Here is an 18,791-nt window from a genome sequence, read left to right on the forward strand (position 1 = left end):
GCCGTCGCGATCGGCGCCGGCAACGTCGCCTATGGAGACGGCGCGGTCGCCATCGGTGATCCGAGCTATGCAAGCGGCACCGGCGCCTTTACCGGCGGCGCGAACAACATCGCCAATGGCGACGGCACGTCAAGCGCCACGGCAGCCAATGCCGCCAACGGCGCGGTTGCGATCGGTAATGCCAATGTCGCCATTGGTCAGGGATCTGTTGCGATCGGCAATACGAGCCGAGCGGGCGCTGCTGGTGCGGTCGCCTTCGGTGACGGTGCCGTCGCCAACAATGCCGACGATGTCGCCTTGGGTTCGGGCTCGGTCACCGATGCCGCGGTCGGCACGGCCAGCACCGTGATCGGCGGAACGACCTATAACTTCGCGGGGACCAGCCCGACGAGCACCGTCAGCGTTGGCGCGGCGGGTGCAGAACGCACCATCACCAATGTCGCGGCGGGCCGGATCAACGTCGGCTCCACCGACGCCATCAATGGCTCGCAGCTTTTTGCGACCAATCAGCAGGTTACCCAGAACACCACCGACATCGCCAATCTCGGCGATACGATCACCGACATCAACGACGGCGCCGGCATCAAATATTTCCACGCCAATTCGACGCTGTCGGATTCGCAGGCGCTGGGGACCGATTCGGTCGCCATTGGCCCGAACGCAGTCGCGAACAATGCCGGGGACGTGGCGATCGGCCTGAACTCGGCATCCGGAACGACCACGGCCGTCGGCGGTACGACGATCGGCGGCACGGCCTACAACTTCGCCGGAACGACACCGGCAGGCGCTTTCTCGGTCGGTTTGGCGGGCGCCGAGCGCCAGATCCAGAACGTCGCGGCCGGCCAGCTCTCGGGCAGCTCGACCGATGCCGTCAACGGCTCGCAACTTTTCGCGACCAACCAGCAGGTCACGCAGAACACCACCGACATCGCCGATCTCGGTACTACGGTCAACAATATCGCTGGCGACACGTCAACGACCTTCACCGATGCTAATGGCGACGGCATCCGGTATGTGCGCACCAATGACCGGACGCTTCCGGTCAGCGATTCCTCCGCTCAAGGCATCGGCTCAACCGCGGTCGGATACGATGCCACCGCGGTCGCCGACAATTCGCTGGCGCTCGGCCGCGACAGCCAAGCGACGATCGACGGCGGGGTAGCGCTTGGCTCCGGATCGATTTCCGATCGGGCCCTGGCGCCTGCGACCGGCCAGATCGGTGCCGGCCCGACGAACTTCGTCGAATACAACACCACCGACAAGACGCTCCTGGGGGCGGTATCGGTTGGCACCAACACCTCATACCGGCAGATCACCAATGTCGCGGATGGCACCAGTGCCCAGGACGCGGTCACCATTCGCCAGCTCCAAGGCGCCATCGCCTCGGTCGCAACGACCCCGAGCAAGTATTTCCATGCCAATTCGGCAGCCGGCGATTCGCTGGCTGTCGGAGCTGAATCGATTGCTGTCGGTCCTACCACCGTGGTCAACGGTGACAACGGCATCGGCATCGGCAATGGCGCGATCGTCGACCAGGTCGCACCTGGCGGCACGGCGATCGGTCAGAACGCACATGTCATGTTGGCCGACGGTGTTGCGCTCGGGACGAATTCGACAGCGGCAGGCGTTCAGTCGGTTGCGCTCGGTGCGGGCGCAACGAGCAACCACATCAACAGTGTCGCGCTTGGTGCGCAATCGATCACCACGGTGGGCGCGCAGACGAACTACGCCGGCTTTGGCCTTGCCGCCTTGCAGAACTCGGCCGGCGAGGTGTCGCTCGGCTCGGCCGGAGCGGAACGCAAGCTGACCAACGTCGCAGCCGGTTCGGTTGATACCGACGGCGTGAACGTTAGCCAGCTTAGGGGCCTCGGCACCAACATCACCAATCTGATCGGCGGCGGCACGACAATCAACCCGGACGGCACGGTCACCGGCCCGACCTACAACATCCAAGGTGGCAGCTATACGACCGTCTATGATGGCTTCACGGCCGTCGACAATGCCCTCACCAACATCGCCAATGGCGGCGGCATCAAATACTTCCACGCGAATTCGACGCTGGCCGACTCCATTGCCTCAGGCACTGACAGCGTCTCGATCGGTCCTGAAAGCGTGGCGAGCGGGACCAACAGCCTGGCTGCCGGGCACGGGTCCACGGCGACCGGTACGGGTGCGGTCGCGCTCGGCCAAGGCGCGCAGGCGAACAACGCAAACGATGTCGCTCTCGGTTCGGGTTCCGTGACGGAAGCGGCCGTCGGTACTTCGGGGACCACAATTCGGGGCACCCGGTACGACTTTGCGGGAACCGCGCCGGTCGGAACCGTCAGTGTTGGCGCGGATGGAGCGGAAAGAACCGTGACAAACGTCGCGGCCGGGCGCATTTCCGCCGACAGCACCGACGCCATCAATGGTTCCCAGCTCCACGCGACCAATACGGCAATCGAGGATTTGCAGGGCGGCATTGGCAATATCAACGATAGTGCGGTTTTCTATGACCTCAACCCGGACGGCAGCAAGAAAAACAGCATCACCCTCCAGGGTGGCGACGTAAATGCACCGGTCGTCATCTCGAATGTCGGCAGAGGTGTGAGGGACACTGATGCGGTCAATGTAGCTCAATTGAATCAGACCTACGCCGATGCCAAGTCCTACACGGACAATCGTGTGAACTATGCCATTGATTCCGCCAATGACTATACGGACCAAAAGTTCGGCAAGCTCAACCGGGAGATGGGCAGCATCCGTTCAGAGGCCAGGGCGGCGGCAGCAATTGGACTTGCCGCGGCGTCGCTTCGTTATGACGATCGCCCAGGCAAGCTAAGCGTGGCGATGGGCGGTGGTTTCTGGCGCAGAGAGGGCGCACTTGCGTTCGGTGCCGGTTACACCAGCGAAGATGGCCGCGTTCGCGCCAATCTTTCCGGCACTGTCGCCGATGGGGATGTTGGTGTCGGTGCTGGTCTCAGCTTCACTCTGAACTGAGGTCTGCATGTTCAGGAGAGCGGGTCCCGTTTCCTCGGTCTTCACAGCATGCCTTTTCTTGTACGGCCCGCAGGCGGCCGGACAGGAGGCAATCGCGTCCGGTTACCGAATCAGGCCGCCCGAAGTCGCGGTTCCAGATGGCGCAACGCTAGGCCAGTATCAGAGAATGATTAGACCGTTCGAGAATTGGACGCTGATCTGCGACGAAAATCTGAAAGCTCGACAAAGGGTCTGCAACGTTACTCAGACGATTGAAAACCTGGCAGGACAGCTCGCCTTCAGCTGGTCACTTGCCGCCACACCGGAAGGCAAGCCCTACATGATTCTGAGGACCGCACCGGTTGCCAGGAGCGATGGCGTTGTCTCGTTGAAATTCGAAGACCGGAAAGAGCCGATAGAAGTTCAACTCGATGGGTGCAATCAAGCTGTCTGCATCGGAGTGCTGCCGGTCGGCCCCATCATGCGCGAGCAGATCTCGAAGGATTCGGCATCGACGGTGTCCTATTCGATAAGAGACGGGAGAACCGTCAGCGTAACCGCAACCCTCAGAGGCCTTTCCAGGGCGGTTGAGGCGATCAATTAACGGAGGCATTTCACGATGGACCAGCAGTCGATTCATGATCGGATAATGTCCCGAAAGAACGGCGGTGTCGCTGCGGACCGGGAAGATGACGGGGACAGGCCGCCGCGGAACTGGCTGAAAACGACAGCCCTGTCGCTGCTCGGTCTCGCTGCCATCGGCGCCGCTGGATACGCTGCAGGGCGCTATGAAGCAATCGGGAATTTCCTCTCGCAGCCGGCCATCGCAGAAACGAATGACGCCGCTTCGACGCCGGCCGATACGCCATTTCTTCAGCACGCCAAAAAGGCAGGTCTTCAAGCTTGCTCCAACGTCTTTCCGGGCTTGGGAGCACTACTGACGAACGGCTCGCAATACGCCGTCCAGTCGAGCTGGAATCTCGAAACACCCGACAAGCACGCGGTGCAGGCCCTTGTGGGCATGAAGTACGCCACGGAACAATACAGCGGCGCGGCTGCCGGTGTCGTTATCGCGGCGCCGACCGGTTCACTTTGTGAAGGAGCGATGATTCGGGTGGCACCGTTCGCAACTTCATGCGCCGATATGCCGGCCATGCTTCCGAAGGGAAGCACGCTCATCAACAATCTCGCACAGATCAGTGTGTACGAACTTCCCGACAACGGTGGCAATGCGATGCTGCTGCCAACCGGCAGCGGCTGTGCCGTTATCTCGGTGGCGTCGGCAACAGGAACGCCAGGAGGTAGGAAATGAGACTCGGTTTTGCCATTGGTGCGATTTGCATGGCGTTGGTCCCGATGGCGCATCTGGGGGCGGCTGATCTTCCCATCACTGCTGATGTGCCGGTTCCGCCGCCACAAGAGGAGCGCGGCATCTGGGGAGCGATCGCCTATTCAGAGACCGACGAAAAGCACGGGTTCTTTTGGGGTGCCGATAAGCGGCAGGAGGCGATGGATAACGCTCTCGCGCACTGCGAGAATACCGACGGCAAGGGATGCGTCGTCGTCGAAGTGTTTCGCAACCACCGGCACTGGGACGACGATGACAATACCGGTTTTCCCTATCGCCATTGCGGCGTGCTCGCGATCGGCGAGCAAAAGGAAGGCCGCATCAGGCCCTGGAGCGCAAGATCCGCACCAACCCGTGACGAAGCAGAGGACCTGGCCGTCCAGGCGTGCCAAGCGTCTGGAACGCAATGCAAGGTTCGTGAATGGGTATGCACATGATTTTCCAAGTAAGGGGCGGGATTGTGAACCCAGTCAGATGCGTCGTTCGCCGACGAATTGAGGAGCAGCATCGCGTCGGCGAGATGCGGCCGATTTCAAACAGAAAGATTGGCTCCTTGCTGATCGCGATATCCGATTTGGTTGAGTCCATGCACCCGACCGATCCGCGACGCCGGAGCGGCGGCGCCGTCAGATCGGCGCCACTGCACTTCGCCGCGGCAAAACTCCTAGTGGCCACCCTTCTTTGCGCGGCCATGACGGCCGCGCTCCTATCCCCTGCGCTGGCCCAACAGGCCGCTCTCCCGAACGGCGCCTCTTCGCTGCAGGAAACCTATCAGGATTGGCAGTTGTCCTGCGCGGTTCGCGACAACGCACGGGCATGTGCAATCTTACAGGACCAGTCGCAGCAAAATGGCCAAAGACTTCTTGCGGTCGAGTTGGGTATGCGTTCCGACGGTGCGGTCGCAACGTTACTTCTTCCATTTGGCATACTTCTCGACCCCGGAATCGCGCCGCAGATCGACGATCAACCGCCGTTATCGGCTCTGCGCTTCCGGACATGCCTGCCGACTGGATGCGTCGCTGTGTTTCCCATCGACACGGAAACGCTCCGAAAGCTGCGGACCGGCTCGGTGCTGAGGCTCAAAGTTACGACTGCGGCGCAAACCGCGCTAACCTTTTCGGTCTCGCTCAGGGGCTTAGCCGCGGCGATCGATCGTCTCGGCACGCTGAGCGGCAGTTAGGCTAAACAAGCCCCATAGACGAAGCATCATCATGGAAGCTACGAATGATCCCAGCAAGTTCGGTGGTTGATGCTATCAATCTCCCTTTCCAAGGTGCTCGATGAAACTTATAGCTAGCCCTAGTTCATTAATACGGTCGGCGATCTCTTGCGCACCGAGTGCCGGGCGATCCTCATCCCCTTCGTCGCCGACGGCGAAACCGAGCAGACGGTGCGCGCCGAACGGCTGCAGGCGCTCGGCCTTGCCGACATCCTGCCGGAAAAGGGACTGACGTCGGGCCATGTTAGGGAGGCCGTCGAAAAGGCGCTCGCGGCACAGCTAAGGGGGCCGGTCTTGCTCGATCTCGCCGGAGCGGAGAAAACCGCCACCATCATTCGCTCCATGATTGCCGAATCCCTCGCCTAATCCAAAATTCCTGTGATATAAGCAGAGTTCCGGCGAGAATCGGCATTTCTGCAGCCGGTCGCTTCGCCTTGTTTTCATTGCGATATCGGCGGTCCGGCTTCATGGTCCTGTTCTCAAAATTCCTCCCCGTCCCGGCGCCCGGATCGCGCCCCCGGAATTTCCCAGCAAGCTGACGGTTAGCCATGGAAAAAAGCCTCGCCCGCTACATCTGGAAGAACACGCGGCTGCAGCAGCTGTGGATTCTGGCTGTCGTCGCCGCCTCGATGGTGCCCTACTTCCTGTCCTTCGACCTGCCGAAGCAGATCGTCAACGGACCGATCCAGGGTGACGGCTTCGAAGGTCCGGGCGCAAGGCAGACCTTCATGCATATTGCCTATGACATCCCGCTGATCGGCCATGTCGAATTCTTCCAAGGGTTGCAGCTCAATCGTTTCCAGATGTTGATGGCCCTCAGCCTGGTGTTTCTGGCGCTGGTGGTGCTGAACGGCCTCTTCAAGTTCTACATCAACACCTATAAAGGCCGGCTCGGCGAGCGCATGCTGCGCCGTATCCGCTTCGAGCTGATCGACCGGGTGCTGCGTTTTCCGCCCATCCACTTCAAGCGGGTAAAATCGGCCGAAATCGCCACCATGATCAAGGACGAGGTGGAGCCGATGGGCGGCTTCACCGGCGATGCCTTCGTCTCCCCTGCCCTTCTTGGCGGCCAGGCGATCACGGCGCTCGCCTTCATCATCGTGCAGAATTTCTGGCTCGGAATGATCGCCGCCGGCATCGTCGGCGTACAGGCGGTCGTCATTCCCCGCATGCGCAAGCGCCTGCTGGACCTCGGCCGCCAGCGGCAGCTGACGGCGCGCGAGCTCTCCGGCCGCGTCGGCGAAATCGTCGACGGCATCGGCACGATCCACGGCAACGACACATCGAACCTCGAACGCGCCGACATCGCCTCGCGGCTCGGCCGGATCTTCTCGATCCGCTACGATCTTTACCAGTGGAAGTTCCTGGTGAAATTCATCAACAACTTCCTCGCCCAGGTCACGCCGTTCCTGTTTTACGCGATCGGCGGCTACCTGGCGCTGCAGGGCCGGCTCGACATCGGCCAGCTCGTCGCCGTCATATCAGCCTACAAGGACCTGCCCGGGCCGCTGAAGGAACTGATCGACTGGGACCAGATGCGCCAGGACGTGCAGGTGAAGTACCAGCAGGTCTACGAGCAGTTCAATGTCGAGCCGCTGATCGACAGCCGTATCCAGGAACTCGCGATTGCCCCGGTCGGGGCGCTGACGAGCGCGCTCGTCGTCACCAACTTGTCGCTCTCCGACGACAGCGGCGCCCGCCTCGTCGATCACGTCTCCGTCGAGATCAAGCCGAACGAGACGGTGGCGATCGTCGGGCCGAACGGCAGCGGCGCGGAAGCCTTCGCCGAAGCGCTCGGCCGCATGGTCTGGCCGGACTCCGGCCGCATCACCATCGACGGGCGCGATCTCCTGGACCTGCCGGAATCGATTACCGGCCGGCGGATCTCCTATGCCTCGGCCGACACCTTCTTCTTCCACGGCACGCTGGCCAGCAATCTGCTCTACGGCCTCAAACATGCGCCGATGACCGATCCCGTTTACGACGAGCGGGAAGCGCTGGAGTACAAATGGCATTCCGCCGAGGCAGAGAAGGCCGGCAATCCGACGCTCGACCTCAACAGCGACTGGGTGGACTACAAGGCCGCCGGCGCCAGCGGGCCCGAGGACCTGCTGAAAGCGATCCGCCCGGTGCTCGACGCCGTCCTGATCTCGCAGGACATCCTCGATCTGGCGCTGCGCTCGACCGTCAATACCGATGTGCATGTGGCAGTCAGCAACCACGTCGTGGCGCTCCGCGCCTCGCTGCGCGACCGGCTGCGCGACGAGGGGCTCGACACGATCGTCGTGCCTTTCGATTTCGACGCCTACAACGCCCAGGCGACGGTTGGCGAGAATTTGCTCTTCGGCACGATGAAGCGGCCTTTGATGACCAATCGGAGGCTTGCCGCGCATCCCTATTTCCAGCAGCTCTTCCGTGAAACCGGCCTCAGCACGGATCTCTACGCCATGGGCCTCGAGATCGCCGAGAACGCGGTGGAACTCTTCCACGACCTGCCGCCGGACCATCCTTTCTTCCAGCAGCTGACCTTCATGACGGCGGACGACATTCCGACCTACCAGGCGCTGCTGCAGAAGCTGCAAAGCCGCCGCTTCGAGGACGCCACGCCTGAGGAACGTTCGGCTATCATCCGGCTGAGTTTTGCCTATATCGAGCCGCGCCATCGCTTCGGCTTGCTGACGAACGAGCTCATGGACAAGATCGTCAACGCCCGCAAGCAGTTCCACGAGCATATTCCGGCCGATCTCGCCGAGCTGATCGAGCGCTACGATGCCGAGCGTTTCACCCCGTCGGCAAGCCTGATGGACAATGTGCTCTTCGGTCGTATCGCCTATCAGCAAGCCGACGCCTCCGACCGCATCCGCGGCATCATGGGCGAACTCTTCGATGCGCTCGACCTTTATGACGACGTGCTGTCGATCGGCCTCGAATTCGACGTCGGCTCCGGCGGCAAGCGACTGACCATGGTGCAGCGGCAGAAGCTGAACCTGGCCCGCGCGCTGTTGAAGCGCTCGGACTATTTCATCTTCAACCGGCCACTGTCGGCGCTCGACCAGCGGGTTCAGGATCGGATTACCCGCAATATCATCGAGGATTTGCATGAGGAAGGCCATCGGCCGGCGATCATCTGGGTGCTCTCCAACGCCCGGCAGGCCGAGATGTTCGACCGGATCCTGCTCTTCGACCGCGGCGGATTGGCGGAGGCTGGAAACTATCCGGAACTTTCCGAGAAAAACGGGATGTTCAAGGAACTGTTATCGTAATATTCTATAGGGGCGGCGATGGTGGGTGTTCCCGATGGGGAACGCCTCGGAGTTTGAAGATGCCTGGTCCTGTGGACCCTGCGTCAGGGGATTGAAACGCTCATGCTGTTGAGAGACGAAGTCGAAATGCTGCGACGGGTGCCGATCTTTTCAAGGATCGCGCCAGCAAAGCTCAAGCTTTTGGCCTTTACCTCCGATCGCATGACCTACAAGGCCGGACAGGATCTCTTCCATCAGGGCGATGTCGGTGACGCCGCCTATGTCATCCTCTCGGGTACCGCCGATATCGTCGTCTCCTCGCCGGCGGGCGAGATCAAGGTCGCCGATGTCGAACCCAATTCGATCGTCGGCGAAATCGCCATTCTCTGCGATGTCTCGCGCACGGCAACGGTGCGCGCCACCTCGCCGCTCGAAGTGCTGCGCATCAGCAAGGAGCACTTCCTGAAGCTGCTCAGCGACTTCCCCGAGATGGCTGTGGAAATCATGCGGGTTCTGGCGGACCGCCTGAACCACACCACCGCGGAGCTGACCGCAGCCCGGGCGGCGAAACAGCCGCAGATGGCGCAGTAGGGTTTCAAAGCAAGATTTCGGCGGCCATTTCTGTGCGCGTTGAACGAGGCGCGAAATTTCCACCTGTTCGATTTTCTGGCGAACACGATAGATCACGATAAAAGATCGTGAAATGACCAGTTGGCGCGTTCCACCAATTCGTCCTGACCGGCCGATCTCCGGCTGATCGATTCGCAAATCGGTCTGACGCTCGATCTCATCAAGCTGGCTTATCGCAGCCGTGCGAAAGCTTGTTCAGATCGCAAGAAAACAATTCAGTTTATCGCCGGCCAGAATGTCGGCGGTCCGAAAAACAAAAGACATGGTTTCCCATGCAGGCCTCTGGGTTCAAGTCCGTCTATTCGCGCTGCTCCAGCGCCCTGCTGAAGGCGAGTGCTGCAAGGGTGCAGATGGCGCCCGACAGCAGGTAGTAGCCGACGAAGGGCAGGCCGAAGCGGCTGGAAAGGCTGAGCGCCACCAGCGGTGCAAAACCTGCGCCGATCAGCCAGGCCAGGTCCGAGGTGAAGGCAGCGCCGGTATAGCGGTAGCCGCGGCCGAAGCGGGAAGAGATCGAGCCCGTCGCCTGGCCGAAGGAAAGGCCGAGCACGCCGAAGCCGATGATGACGAAAGCATCATGACCGCTGTTTCCGGACGCGATCAGGATCGGCCCGACGAAGCTGAAGATAGCGATGATGACGGCGCAGATCGCAAGCTGGGCGCGCCGACCGATACGGTCGGCGATCAGGCCCGACGCGATGATGGTGACGATGCCGACCATGGCGCCGACCACCTGCACCACCATAAAGGCGCCGATCGGCTGGTTGCCGTAAAGGCTCATCCAGCCGAGCGGGAAGATGGTGACGAGGTGGAACATCGCAAAGCTCGCCAGCGGCACGAAGGCGCCGATCAGGATGTCGCGGCCATGGACACGCAGCACGTCGAGGATGGGAGCTGCTTCCAGTTCGTGCTGTTCCAGTAGCGTGCCGAATTCCTTGGTCATGACCAGGCGCAGACGCGCAAACAGCGCCACGACATTGATGGCGAAAGCGACGAAGAAGGGATAACGCCAGCCCCAGGAGAGGAAATCCTCATTGGAAAGATTGGCGACGAAATAACCGAAGAGCGTGCTGGCCAGCGCGAAACCAATCGGCGCGCCGAGCTGCGGGATCATCGCATACCAGCCGCGGTGCTTGGCCGGCGCATTGAGCGCGAGCAGCGAGGCAAGGCCATCCCAGGCGCCGCCGAGCGCGAAGCCCTGGCCGAGACGGAAGAGCGCCAGCAAGGCGATCGACCAGACGCCGATCTCGTTGTAACCCGGCAGGAAGGCGATCGAGGCCGTTGAGCCGCCGAGCAGGAAAAGCGCGATCGTCAGCTTGGTGCCACGGCCGTACAGCCGGTCGATCGTCATGAAGACCACGGAGCCCACCGGGCGCGCCAGGAAGGCCAGCGAGAAGATGGCGAAGGAATAGAGCGTTCCCGTCAGCCTGTCTGGAGCAAAGGGGAAAATCAGCTGTGGAAAGACCAGGACCGAGGCAAGGCCATAGACGAAGAAATCGAAGAATTCCGACATGCGGCCGATCACCACGCCGATGGCGATGCTGCCCGGCGAAACCGGCTTGTCGTCGTGAATGCGCCGCGCGTCGCGTTCCAGCGACGACGACGACGGTCCGTAATGCGATGTTGTAGCCATAAAACGCCTCCCTCGTTGAAGCGCTTTCGGCAAGGCGCCTCAGCCTGATCTTGATCAAACCTGCAGGCTTATCAAGTCCGTGAGACGTAAATAGTTCATCATGGCGGCTCAAAATGAGGCGTGGACGGAAAAAACAGCGTGATCCGGACCGCGATTTTGCGATGGATGCTGGCCTGCCCGGTTCAGGCGGATATATTGTTTGGAACATGCGCTCGCCGAAGAATCCTTCTTGATTTCATCAGGATTTCAAAGCTGTAGTGCAACATGATTCTTGCCGCAGTGCGGCATGATTGCTGCACTGCGACCAAACACCTCATGTCGCTATCTGGTCCAGTGCGTTAGTCGCGGAACAAACGAAACAACAAGAGCTTAGAGACGTGCCAAAACTCGCGAAGTTTTCCCGCCTTCTATCCGTCTTGCCGCTGCTTTTCCTGGCAGGATGCAACATGGTGGTCATGGCGCCTTCCGGCGACATCGCCATCCAACAGCGCGATCTGATCGTCATCTCGACGGTGCTGATGCTTTTGATCATCGTACCGGTGATCTTCCTGACGCTGTTCTTCGCCTGGCGCTACCGACGTTCCAATACGGCCGCCACCTACGCGCCGGAATGGCACCATTCGACCCGCCTCGAAATCGTGATCTGGGCGGCACCGCTTGCGATCATCATCGCTCTCGGCGCCGTCACCTGGATTTCCACCCATAAGCTCGATCCCTACCGCCCGCTCGACCGCCTCGATGCAGAGCGCGCCATTCCGGCTGATACCAAGCCCTTGAACGTCGAGGTCGTGGCGCTCGACTGGAAGTGGCTGTTCTTCTATCCCGAACTCGGCATTGCCACCGTCAACGAACTCGCTGCCCCGGTCGACATGCCGATCAATTTCAAGATCACCGCCTCCTCGGTGATGAACTCTTTCTACATCCCTGCCCTTGCCGGCCAGATCTATGCCATGCCGGGCATGGAGACGAAGCTGCATGCCGTCATCAACAAGGAAGGCGAATATGAGGGCTTTTCCGCCAATTACAGCGGCGCTGGCTTCTCGCACATGCGCTTCAAGTTCCACGGCCTTACCCAAGAGGGGTTTGACGCCTGGGTGGCGCAGGTCAAGCAGCAAGGCACGATGCTCAACCGCGACGCCTATCTGAAGCTCGAGAAACCGAGCGAGAAGGAACCGGTGCGTTATTATGCCGGGGCCGACGCCGACCTTTACAACGCCATCCTCAATATGTGCGCCACACCCGGCAAGATGTGCATGAGCGAGATGATGCACATCGACATGATGGGCGGCGGTGGCAAGGAAAGTGCCGAGAACCGCGAGAAGCTGCAATATGACACCCGTCACGCCGACGAAGGCATCGTGGCGCCCGCCGCCACCGTGCCGGCGACGGGTGCTCCGGCCCGAAGCGAGCCCGCCGAGCGTACCGACGGCAACAGCATGCAGAACGACATGCCCGGAATGGACATGGAGCATGAGGGCCATTCCATGCCCGGCATGAGCAATGGCGCCGATCCGGCGCCGGCGCAGCTCAACAACAACAATTAACCTGGCGCTTTGCGTCGCAAGACATAATGAACGGGTTGTTCCATGTTTTCCAATCCTGACCTCCTGAAGTTCGTCTTCGGCCGGTTGACCCTCGATGCCATCCCCTATCACGAGCCGATCCTGGTCGTGACCTTCATCGGCGTCGTTATCGGCGCCATCGCGGTGCTCGGCATCATCACCTATTTCAAGTTCTGGGGTCCGCTCTGGCGGGACTGGATTTGCAGCGTCGATCACAAGAAGATCGGCATCATGTATGTAATCCTCGCCGTCATCATGCTGCTGCGCGGCTTCTCCGACGCGATCCTGATGCGCATCCAGCAGGCAATCGCCTTCAACGGTTCGGAGGGCTATCTGCCGCCGCATCACTACGACCAGGTCTTCACCGCCCACGGCGTCATCATGATCTTCTTCGTGGCGATGCCCTTCGTCACCGGTCTGATGAACTTCGTGGTGCCGCTGCAGATCGGCGCGCGCGACGTCTCCTTCCCGTTCCTCAACAACTTCTCTTTCTGGATGACCACCGCCGGCGCGATCATCATCATGCTGTCGCTGTTCATCGGCGAATTCGCCCAGACCGGCTGGCTCGCCTACCCGCCGCTGTCGGGCGCTGCCTACAGTCCAGGCGTCGGCGTCGATTATTATATCTGGGGCTTGCAAGTGGCCGGCGTCGGAACGACGCTTTCGGGCATCAACCTGATCGCCACCATCGTCAAGATGCGTGCTCCGGGCATGACCTTCATGAAGATGCCGGTCTTCACCTGGACGGCCCTATGCACCAATGTGCTGATCGTCGCCTCCTTCCCGATCCTGACGGCAACCCTGGCGCTGCTGTCGCTCGACCGCTATGCGGGAACGAACTTCTTTACCAACGACCTCGGCGGCAATCCGATGATGTATATCAACCTCATCTGGATCTGGGGTCATCCGGAGGTCTACATCCTTGTGCTGCCGGCCTTCGGGATCTTCTCGGAAGTCGTCGCCACCTTCTCGGGCAAGCGCCTCTTCGGCTACGCCTCGATGGTCTATGCGACCTGCGTGATCATGATCCTGTCCTACATCGTCTGGCTGCACCATTTCTTCACGATGGGCTCGGGCGCTTCGGTCAACTCATTCTTCGGCATCACCACAATGATCATCTCGATTCCGACCGGGGCGAAGATGTTCAACTGGCTCTTCACCATGTATCGCGGCCGCATCCGCTACGAGGTGCCGATGCTGTGGACGGTCGGCTTCATGGTGACCTTCGTCATCGGCGGCATGACCGGCGTCATGCTTGCCGTGCCGCCGGCCGACTTCGTACTGCACAATTCGCTGTTCCTCATCGCCCACTTCCACAACGTCATCATCGGGGGCGTTCTCTTCGGCATGTTCGCCGGCGTGAACTACTGGTTCCCCAAGGCATTCGGCTTCAAGCTCGATCCCTTCTGGGGCAAGATGAGCTTCTGGTTCTGGCAGATCGGCTTCTGGTTCGCCTTCATGCCGCTCTATGTGCTGGGCCTGATGGGCGTCACCCGCCGCATGAGCCAGTTCGAGGACCCGTCGATACAGATCTGGTTCATCATCGCCGCTTTCGGCGTCGGCCTGATTGCGCTTGGCATTGCCGCCTTCCTGATCCAGATCGTCGTCAGCTTCATGAAACGCGAGGAATTGCGCGACGACAGCGGCGATCCCTGGGATGGCCGCACGCTGGAATGGTCGACCTCCTCGCCCCCGCCGGAATACAACTTCGCCTTGACGCCTGTCGTGCACGATCATGACGGCTGGTACGACATGAAGAACCGCGGTTATGCGCGTCCGCTGGAAGGCTTCCGGCCTATTCATATGCCGAAGAATACCGGCACCGGGGCGATCTTGTCGGGCATCAGTGTCGCACTCGCCTTCGGCCTGATCTGGTATATGTGGTGGCTGGTGGTCGTCTCCTTTGTCGCCATGCTCGTCGTCGCGATCGGCCACACTTTCAACTACAGACGCGACTTCTACATCCCCGCCGAAGAGGTAACCGAAACGGAAGGCAAGCGAACTGCGCTGCTTGCCGAGCAGGTGTAAGAGACCATGAGCGATCAGACCATCGACACGGCCGAAAAGCCTGAATTCTACCTGACCGAAGACCATCATCCGGAAAACAGCACCAATCTCGGCTTCTGGCTCTACCTGATGAGCGACTGCCTGATCTTCGCGGTGCTGTTTGCAACACACGGCGTGCTCGGCCGCAACTATGCCGCCGGCCCGTCGCCGGCCGATCTCTTCGATCTGCCGATCGTTGCCCTCAATACCTCGATGCTGCTCTTCTCCTCGATCACCTACGGCTTCGCCATGCTGCAGATGGAGCGGAACGCAAAAGCGGAAACGCTGTTCTGGCTTGCTGTTACCGGCCTGTTCGGTGCAGCTTTCATCGGGCTTGAGCTCTACGAGTTCATCCACCTGATCCATGAAGGCGCCGGGCCGACGCGCAGCGCCTTCCTCTCGTCCTTCTTCACTCTGGTCGGCACGCACGGACTGCATGTCACCTTCGGCATCATCTGGCTGATCACGCTGATGGTACAGGTGTCGATGCACGGGCTGATCGAGGCCAACCGCCGCCGCCTGATGTGCCTTTCAATGTTCTGGCACTTCCTCGACGTCGTCTGGATCGGCGTCTTTTCCTTCGTCTACCTGCTGGGAGTTCTCGGATGAGTTCGCAAGCACCTGCACATGAGGATGCCCACGAGGCTCATCACGGCCACAGCCACGGCCATCAGGCCGGCCACGGCACGTTCCGCAGCTATATGACGGGTTTCGCGCTTTCCGTTATCCTGACCGCCATTCCCTTCTGGCTGGTCATGTCAGGCGTGTTCGACAGTCCGGCGGTGACGGCGGTGCTGGTGATGGGCCTCGGCGCGATCCAGATCGTCGTCCATATGGTCTTCTTCCTGCACATGAATACCAGGAGCGAGGGCGGCTGGACGATCATGGCGCTGATCTTCACCCTCATCATCGTCGCGATCGCGCTCTCCGGATCCCTCTGGGTCATGCATCATCTCAACACCAACATGATGCCGATGAGCCCCGAAATGATGAAGAACATGCCGTGACAGTCACGAGAGGGCGGCGGCAGCGTCACCCGCAGGCTCACGCGGAGAAGTCGGAAAGACAGCGTTATCGGGTAAAACGAGCGATCTTCGCCGTCTGTCTGGTGCTGCTTGCTGCGGCACTCGCGGCACTCGGCACCTGGCAGGTTGAGCGCCTGGCCTGGAAACGCGATCTGATCGTGCGCGTCGACCAGCGTGTGCATGCGGCACCCGTGCCAGCCCCAACACGTCCCGACTGGAACAAGATCAATGCCACTGATGACGAATATCGGCGGGTGATCGTGTCCGGGACGCTGGCGAACGACAAGGAAACGCTGGTCTATGCCTCGACCGCGCTCGGTCCGGGTTACTGGGTGATGGCGCCGCTGACGTTTGCCGACGGTTCATCGATCCTCGTCAATCGCGGATTCGTGCCGACCGACAGGCGCGACCCGGCCTCGCGCCGCGAGGGTGAAGTGTCAGGACCGGTCGAGATCACCGGTCTGATAAGGATGACGGAGCCGAAGGGATCGCTGCTGCAATCGAACGACGTCGCGGCCGACCGCTGGTATTCGCGCGACGTCGCAGCGATCGCGCAAAAGCGCGGCATTGGTACGATCGCGCCCTACTTCATCGACGCCGATGCCACTGCCAATCCCGGCGGCCTGCCCGTCGGCGGCCTGACCGTCATCGCTTTCCCCAACAACCATCTCGTCTACGCGATCACCTGGTACGGGCTGGCAGCGATGGTGCTGGCATTGCTGGTGTTCATTCTTCGCGGCGAGAGGGCCCCCGCATAATGCGGCAGTGATCGCCCTTATGAAGCAATCCGGCTGATCGCCTCGGCGAGTTGCGCTTGCGAGAAGGGTTTGCCGAGGCGGGGCAGGTCGACGATGCCTGCGCCTTCGGGAATCTCGGCGTAACCGGTTGCGAGGATGATCGGCATATCAGGCCATTCGTTGCGGATCGCCTGGGCAAGCTGCGCCCCCGTCATGCGCGGCATGGCATGATCGCAAATCACCAGGTCGACCTGCTGCTTGCGCAGGATGTCGAGTGCCTCGGAGCCCGCCATCGCCTCGAACACGGTATGGCCGAGATCCTCCAGCATCAGCGTTGTATTCATCAGGACCAGACCATCGTCATCGACGGCGACGATACGCATCTGGCGCGGCGCATTGTCCTCGCGTTGCGGCGGGTCTGCAGCGGCCTCGGTCCCCTGCTCGGCAACGGCGACCGGGAACCACAATTCGGCCGTGGTGCCTTCGCCGAGGCTGCTCTTCAGTATGAGGCGGCCGCCGGACTGGGACGCGAGGCCCTGCACCATGGAAAGGCCGAGACCGGTGCCCTTGCCGACACCCTTGGTGGTGAAGAACGGCGTAATGGCCTGCTCCACCGTCTTTGCATCCATGCCCTCGCCTTCATCGATCACCGCGATACGGACATAGCGGCCGGCCGACAGCGGGCCCTTACCTGACAGCAGCGACTCCTCGGAGGCGCGAAGCACGATCCGTCCGCCGGACGGCATGGCATCGCGCGCGTTGACGACGAGGTTCAGGATCGCCATCTCCAGCTGGTTCGGATCGGTAAGGATCGTTGGGAGCCTGACGGGGAAAGAGGTCTCGATCACGGTGAGAGGGCCGAGCGAACGGCTCAGCATATCCATCATGCCACGGACCAAGCCGGAGACGTCGATCGGCTCTATGTGCAATTCCTGCCTGCGAGAAAAAGCAAGCATGCGCTGCGTCAAGGCGGCGCCGCGCTGGGCACCCTGCATGGCATTGTCGACCAACGATGTCAGTGAGAGGTCCTGCGGCATGCGCTTCTTCAGGATTTCGAGACTGCCGAGCACAGCCATCAGCAGATTGTTGAAATCATGGGCGATACCGCCGGTCAATTGACCGATCGCCTCCATCTTCTGCGACTGGAAGAGCTCTTCGCGCGCCTGCTCAAGTGCCCGCTGGGTTTCCATCTTCTCGGTGATATCGCGGGTGATCTTGGCGAAACCGAGCACATCGCCGTCGTCGTCGCGAATGGCGTCGATGACAACACTCGCCCAAAAACGGCTGCCGTCCTTGCGCACACGCCAACCTTCGCGCTCGAACCTGCCCTCGGCGCGGGCGAGCCCGAGCGCGGTCTCCGGCAGGCCGGCTTCGCGATCCTCGGGCGTATAAAAGGTCGAGAAATGCCGGCCGATGATTTCTTGCGGTCGATAGCCCTTGATCCGCTCGGCACCGAAATTCCAACTGCTGACATTGCCATCGGGATCGAGCATGTAGATCGCATAGTCCGAGACGCCCTGGACCAGCCGCCGGAACTGTTCCTCGCTCTGGCGGATCGTCTGTTCGGCTGCTCTGCGTTCAGTCAGGTCGCGGGTGATCTTGGCATAGCCGATGAGCTCGCCGGAGGGATGGCGGATCGGATCGATTATCACATGGGCCCAGAAGCAGGTTCCATCCTTGCGCTGGCGCCAGCCTTCCCCCTCGAAGCGACCGTGCTCCGCCGCGGTGGCCAGCGCGCGCGCCGGAATTCCTGCGGCGCGGTCCTCTTCCAAATAGAAACGGGAAAAATGCTGGCCGAGAATTTCGGAAGGCTTGTAACCCTTAAAGCGCTGAGCGCCGGTGTTCCAGCTGGTGATGATACCTTCGGGGCTCAGCATATAAATAGCGTAGTCGGTGATGGCGTCGACCAGTAAGCGAAAGCGTCCCTCCTCATCGAGAGACGTATCATGTCTATTCAGCACTTCCATCGGCCCCTCTTAGTCACCAGCGCAATATAACGCAGCAGGGGTTGGATGGTTCCGATTCAGCCTCAAATTTTCAGACGGCCTTGACCTGCGGGTAGAACCTCTCGCCGACACGCTCGGCAGCGGCATAGGCCTGCGAGACGATCTCCGGCACGAGATCAATATCCGGCAGACTGCCGAGGCCGAGCGGACCGACGGCAAAGAGCCCGGCGACCGTCGAACCATCCTCGAGGAATGGCTCGCCGCGCGCATTGACCGCCAGCCCCAGCGAGAGCTCGTCCGGCTGGGCCAGGCCGGCGGAAAGCAGGCTCTGCATCAAGGGCGCTGAAAGATCCGGCGCCTGACAACGGCAATCGATGATGCGCTCGGCATGGATGACTTCCTCGGCCGCGGAACCGGCCGGCGTGAAGAACAGGCCACTCAGGCCCCG

14 protein-coding genes and 2 pseudogenes are annotated in these 18,791 nt (G+C 61.1%); 13 read left to right on the forward strand and 3 right to left on the reverse strand.

Annotated elements, in window-relative coordinates:
- The 8 genes and pseudogenes from MOV76_RS31810 to MOV76_RS31845 all read left to right on the forward strand — a co-directional run.
- On the forward strand, nt 1-2,979 hold a 2,979-nt coding region (locus tag MOV76_RS31810; protein WP_247266014.1), incomplete at its 5' end, for a YadA-like family protein.
- Between the two features lie 7 nt (nt 2,980-2,986).
- Nucleotides 2,987-3,562, forward strand: a complete 576-nt coding sequence (locus MOV76_RS31815; RefSeq protein ID WP_130729790.1) for an invasion associated locus B family protein — start codon at nt 2,987-2,989, stop codon at nt 3,560-3,562.
- A gap of 15 nt (nt 3,563-3,577) precedes the next feature.
- Nucleotides 3,578-4,270 (forward strand): hypothetical protein, encoded by a 693-nt coding sequence (locus MOV76_RS31820; RefSeq protein WP_165403400.1) that lies wholly within the window; start codon nt 3,578-3,580, stop codon nt 4,268-4,270.
- Nucleotides 4,267-4,743, forward strand: a complete 477-nt coding sequence (locus MOV76_RS31825; protein ID WP_168319793.1) for a DUF4189 domain-containing protein — start codon at nt 4,267-4,269, stop codon at nt 4,741-4,743. Before MOV76_RS31820 ends, MOV76_RS31825 begins: the two co-directional genes overlap by 4 nt.
- Before the next feature lie 254 nt (nt 4,744-4,997).
- A complete protein-coding gene (locus tag MOV76_RS31830) occupies nt 4,998-5,486 on the forward strand; it encodes an invasion associated locus B family protein (RefSeq protein WP_130729840.1) in 489 nt (162 codons plus the stop codon).
- Between the two features lie 129 nt (nt 5,487-5,615).
- A pseudogene (locus MOV76_RS31835) lies at nt 5,616-5,891 on the forward strand (glycosyl transferase); the annotation flags it as partial.
- Nucleotides 5,892-6,073: 182 nt separating this feature from the next.
- The gene (locus MOV76_RS31840) at nt 6,074-8,788 is read left to right on the forward strand and encodes an ABC transporter ATP-binding protein (protein ID WP_168319792.1); all 2,715 of its coding nucleotides are present in this window, start codon (nt 6,074-6,076) and stop codon (nt 8,786-8,788) included.
- A gap of 102 nt (nt 8,789-8,890) precedes the next feature.
- Nucleotides 8,891-9,358, forward strand: a complete 468-nt coding sequence (locus MOV76_RS31845; protein ID WP_018246255.1) for a cyclic nucleotide-binding domain-containing protein — start codon at nt 8,891-8,893, stop codon at nt 9,356-9,358.
- Nucleotides 9,359-9,695: 337 nt separating this feature from the next.
- On the opposite strand, the gene MOV76_RS31850 is transcribed toward MOV76_RS31845, so the two are convergent.
- On the reverse strand, nt 9,696-11,027 hold the full coding sequence (locus tag MOV76_RS31850) for an MFS transporter (RefSeq protein WP_018246254.1): 1,332 nt from the start codon (nt 11,025-11,027) through the stop codon (nt 9,696-9,698).
- A gap of 377 nt (nt 11,028-11,404) precedes the next feature.
- Between MOV76_RS31850 and cyoA the strand changes: the two genes are divergently transcribed.
- From cyoA to MOV76_RS31875, 5 genes are read left to right on the forward strand one after another with little or no spacing between them, the layout of a single operon-like run.
- The gene (gene cyoA, locus MOV76_RS31855) at nt 11,405-12,571 is read left to right on the forward strand and encodes a ubiquinol oxidase subunit II (protein ID WP_168299795.1); all 1,167 of its coding nucleotides are present in this window, start codon (nt 11,405-11,407) and stop codon (nt 12,569-12,571) included.
- 42 nt (nt 12,572-12,613) lie between these two features.
- A complete protein-coding gene (gene cyoB, locus MOV76_RS31860) occupies nt 12,614-14,617 on the forward strand; it encodes a cytochrome o ubiquinol oxidase subunit I (RefSeq protein WP_018246252.1) in 2,004 nt (667 codons plus the stop codon).
- 6 nt (nt 14,618-14,623) lie between these two features.
- Nucleotides 14,624-15,244 carry a cytochrome o ubiquinol oxidase subunit III gene (gene cyoC / locus MOV76_RS31865; protein ID WP_018246251.1) on the forward strand — a complete coding sequence of 207 codons (621 nt, stop codon included), beginning with the start codon at nt 14,624-14,626 and terminating at the stop codon, nt 15,242-15,244.
- A complete protein-coding gene (cyoD, locus tag MOV76_RS31870; protein ID WP_018246250.1) occupies nt 15,241-15,642 on the forward strand; it encodes a cytochrome o ubiquinol oxidase subunit IV in 402 nt (133 codons plus the stop codon). The genes cyoC and cyoD overlap by 4 nt, the downstream gene beginning before the upstream one ends.
- The gene (locus MOV76_RS31875; protein WP_168299796.1) at nt 15,639-16,418 is read left to right on the forward strand and encodes an SURF1 family protein; all 780 of its coding nucleotides are present in this window, start codon (nt 15,639-15,641) and stop codon (nt 16,416-16,418) included. Before cyoD ends, MOV76_RS31875 begins: the two co-directional genes overlap by 4 nt.
- A 17-nt stretch (nt 16,419-16,435) precedes the next feature.
- On the opposite strand, the gene MOV76_RS31880 is transcribed toward MOV76_RS31875, so the two are convergent.
- Complete coding sequence (locus tag MOV76_RS31880; protein WP_168299797.1) at nt 16,436-18,364, reverse strand: PAS domain-containing sensor histidine kinase; 1,929 nt, start codon at nt 18,362-18,364, stop codon at nt 16,436-16,438.
- A 70-nt stretch (nt 18,365-18,434) separates the two neighbouring features.
- Nucleotides 18,435-18,791 (reverse strand): annotated as a pseudogene (locus tag MOV76_RS31885) (hypothetical protein); the annotation flags it as partial.

The organism is Rhizobium sp. PRIMUS64, from assembly GCF_023006465.1.
In the GTDB taxonomy this organism is placed as follows: domain Bacteria; phylum Pseudomonadota; class Alphaproteobacteria; order Rhizobiales; family Rhizobiaceae; genus Rhizobium; species Rhizobium leguminosarum.

Excerpts from the sequence above, each read along its gene's own strand:
- MOV76_RS31840 (WP_168319792.1), top strand. The coding sequence starts at position 6,074 with ATGGAAAAAAGCCTCGCCCGCTACATCTGGAAGAACACGCGGCTGCAG.
- MOV76_RS31850 (WP_018246254.1), bottom strand. The coding sequence starts at position 11,027 with ATGGCTACAACATCGCATTACGGACCGTCGTCGTCGTCGCTGGAACGC.
- cyoB (WP_018246252.1), top strand. The coding sequence starts at position 12,614 with ATGTTTTCCAATCCTGACCTCCTGAAGTTCGTCTTCGGCCGGTTGACC.
- MOV76_RS31845 (WP_018246255.1), top strand. The coding sequence starts at position 8,891 with ATGCTGTTGAGAGACGAAGTCGAAATGCTGCGACGGGTGCCGATCTTT.
- cyoC (WP_018246251.1), top strand. The coding sequence starts at position 14,624 with ATGAGCGATCAGACCATCGACACGGCCGAAAAGCCTGAATTCTACCTG.
- MOV76_RS31825 (WP_168319793.1), top strand. The coding sequence starts at position 4,267 with ATGAGACTCGGTTTTGCCATTGGTGCGATTTGCATGGCGTTGGTCCCG.
- cyoD (WP_018246250.1), top strand. The coding sequence starts at position 15,241 with ATGAGTTCGCAAGCACCTGCACATGAGGATGCCCACGAGGCTCATCAC.
- MOV76_RS31880 (WP_168299797.1), bottom strand. The coding sequence starts at position 18,364 with ATGGAAGTGCTGAATAGACATGATACGTCTCTCGATGAGGAGGGACGC.
- MOV76_RS31830 (WP_130729840.1), top strand. The coding sequence starts at position 4,998 with ATGACGGCCGCGCTCCTATCCCCTGCGCTGGCCCAACAGGCCGCTCTC.
- MOV76_RS31820 (WP_165403400.1), top strand. The coding sequence starts at position 3,578 with ATGGACCAGCAGTCGATTCATGATCGGATAATGTCCCGAAAGAACGGC.
- MOV76_RS31815 (WP_130729790.1), top strand. The coding sequence starts at position 2,987 with ATGTTCAGGAGAGCGGGTCCCGTTTCCTCGGTCTTCACAGCATGCCTT.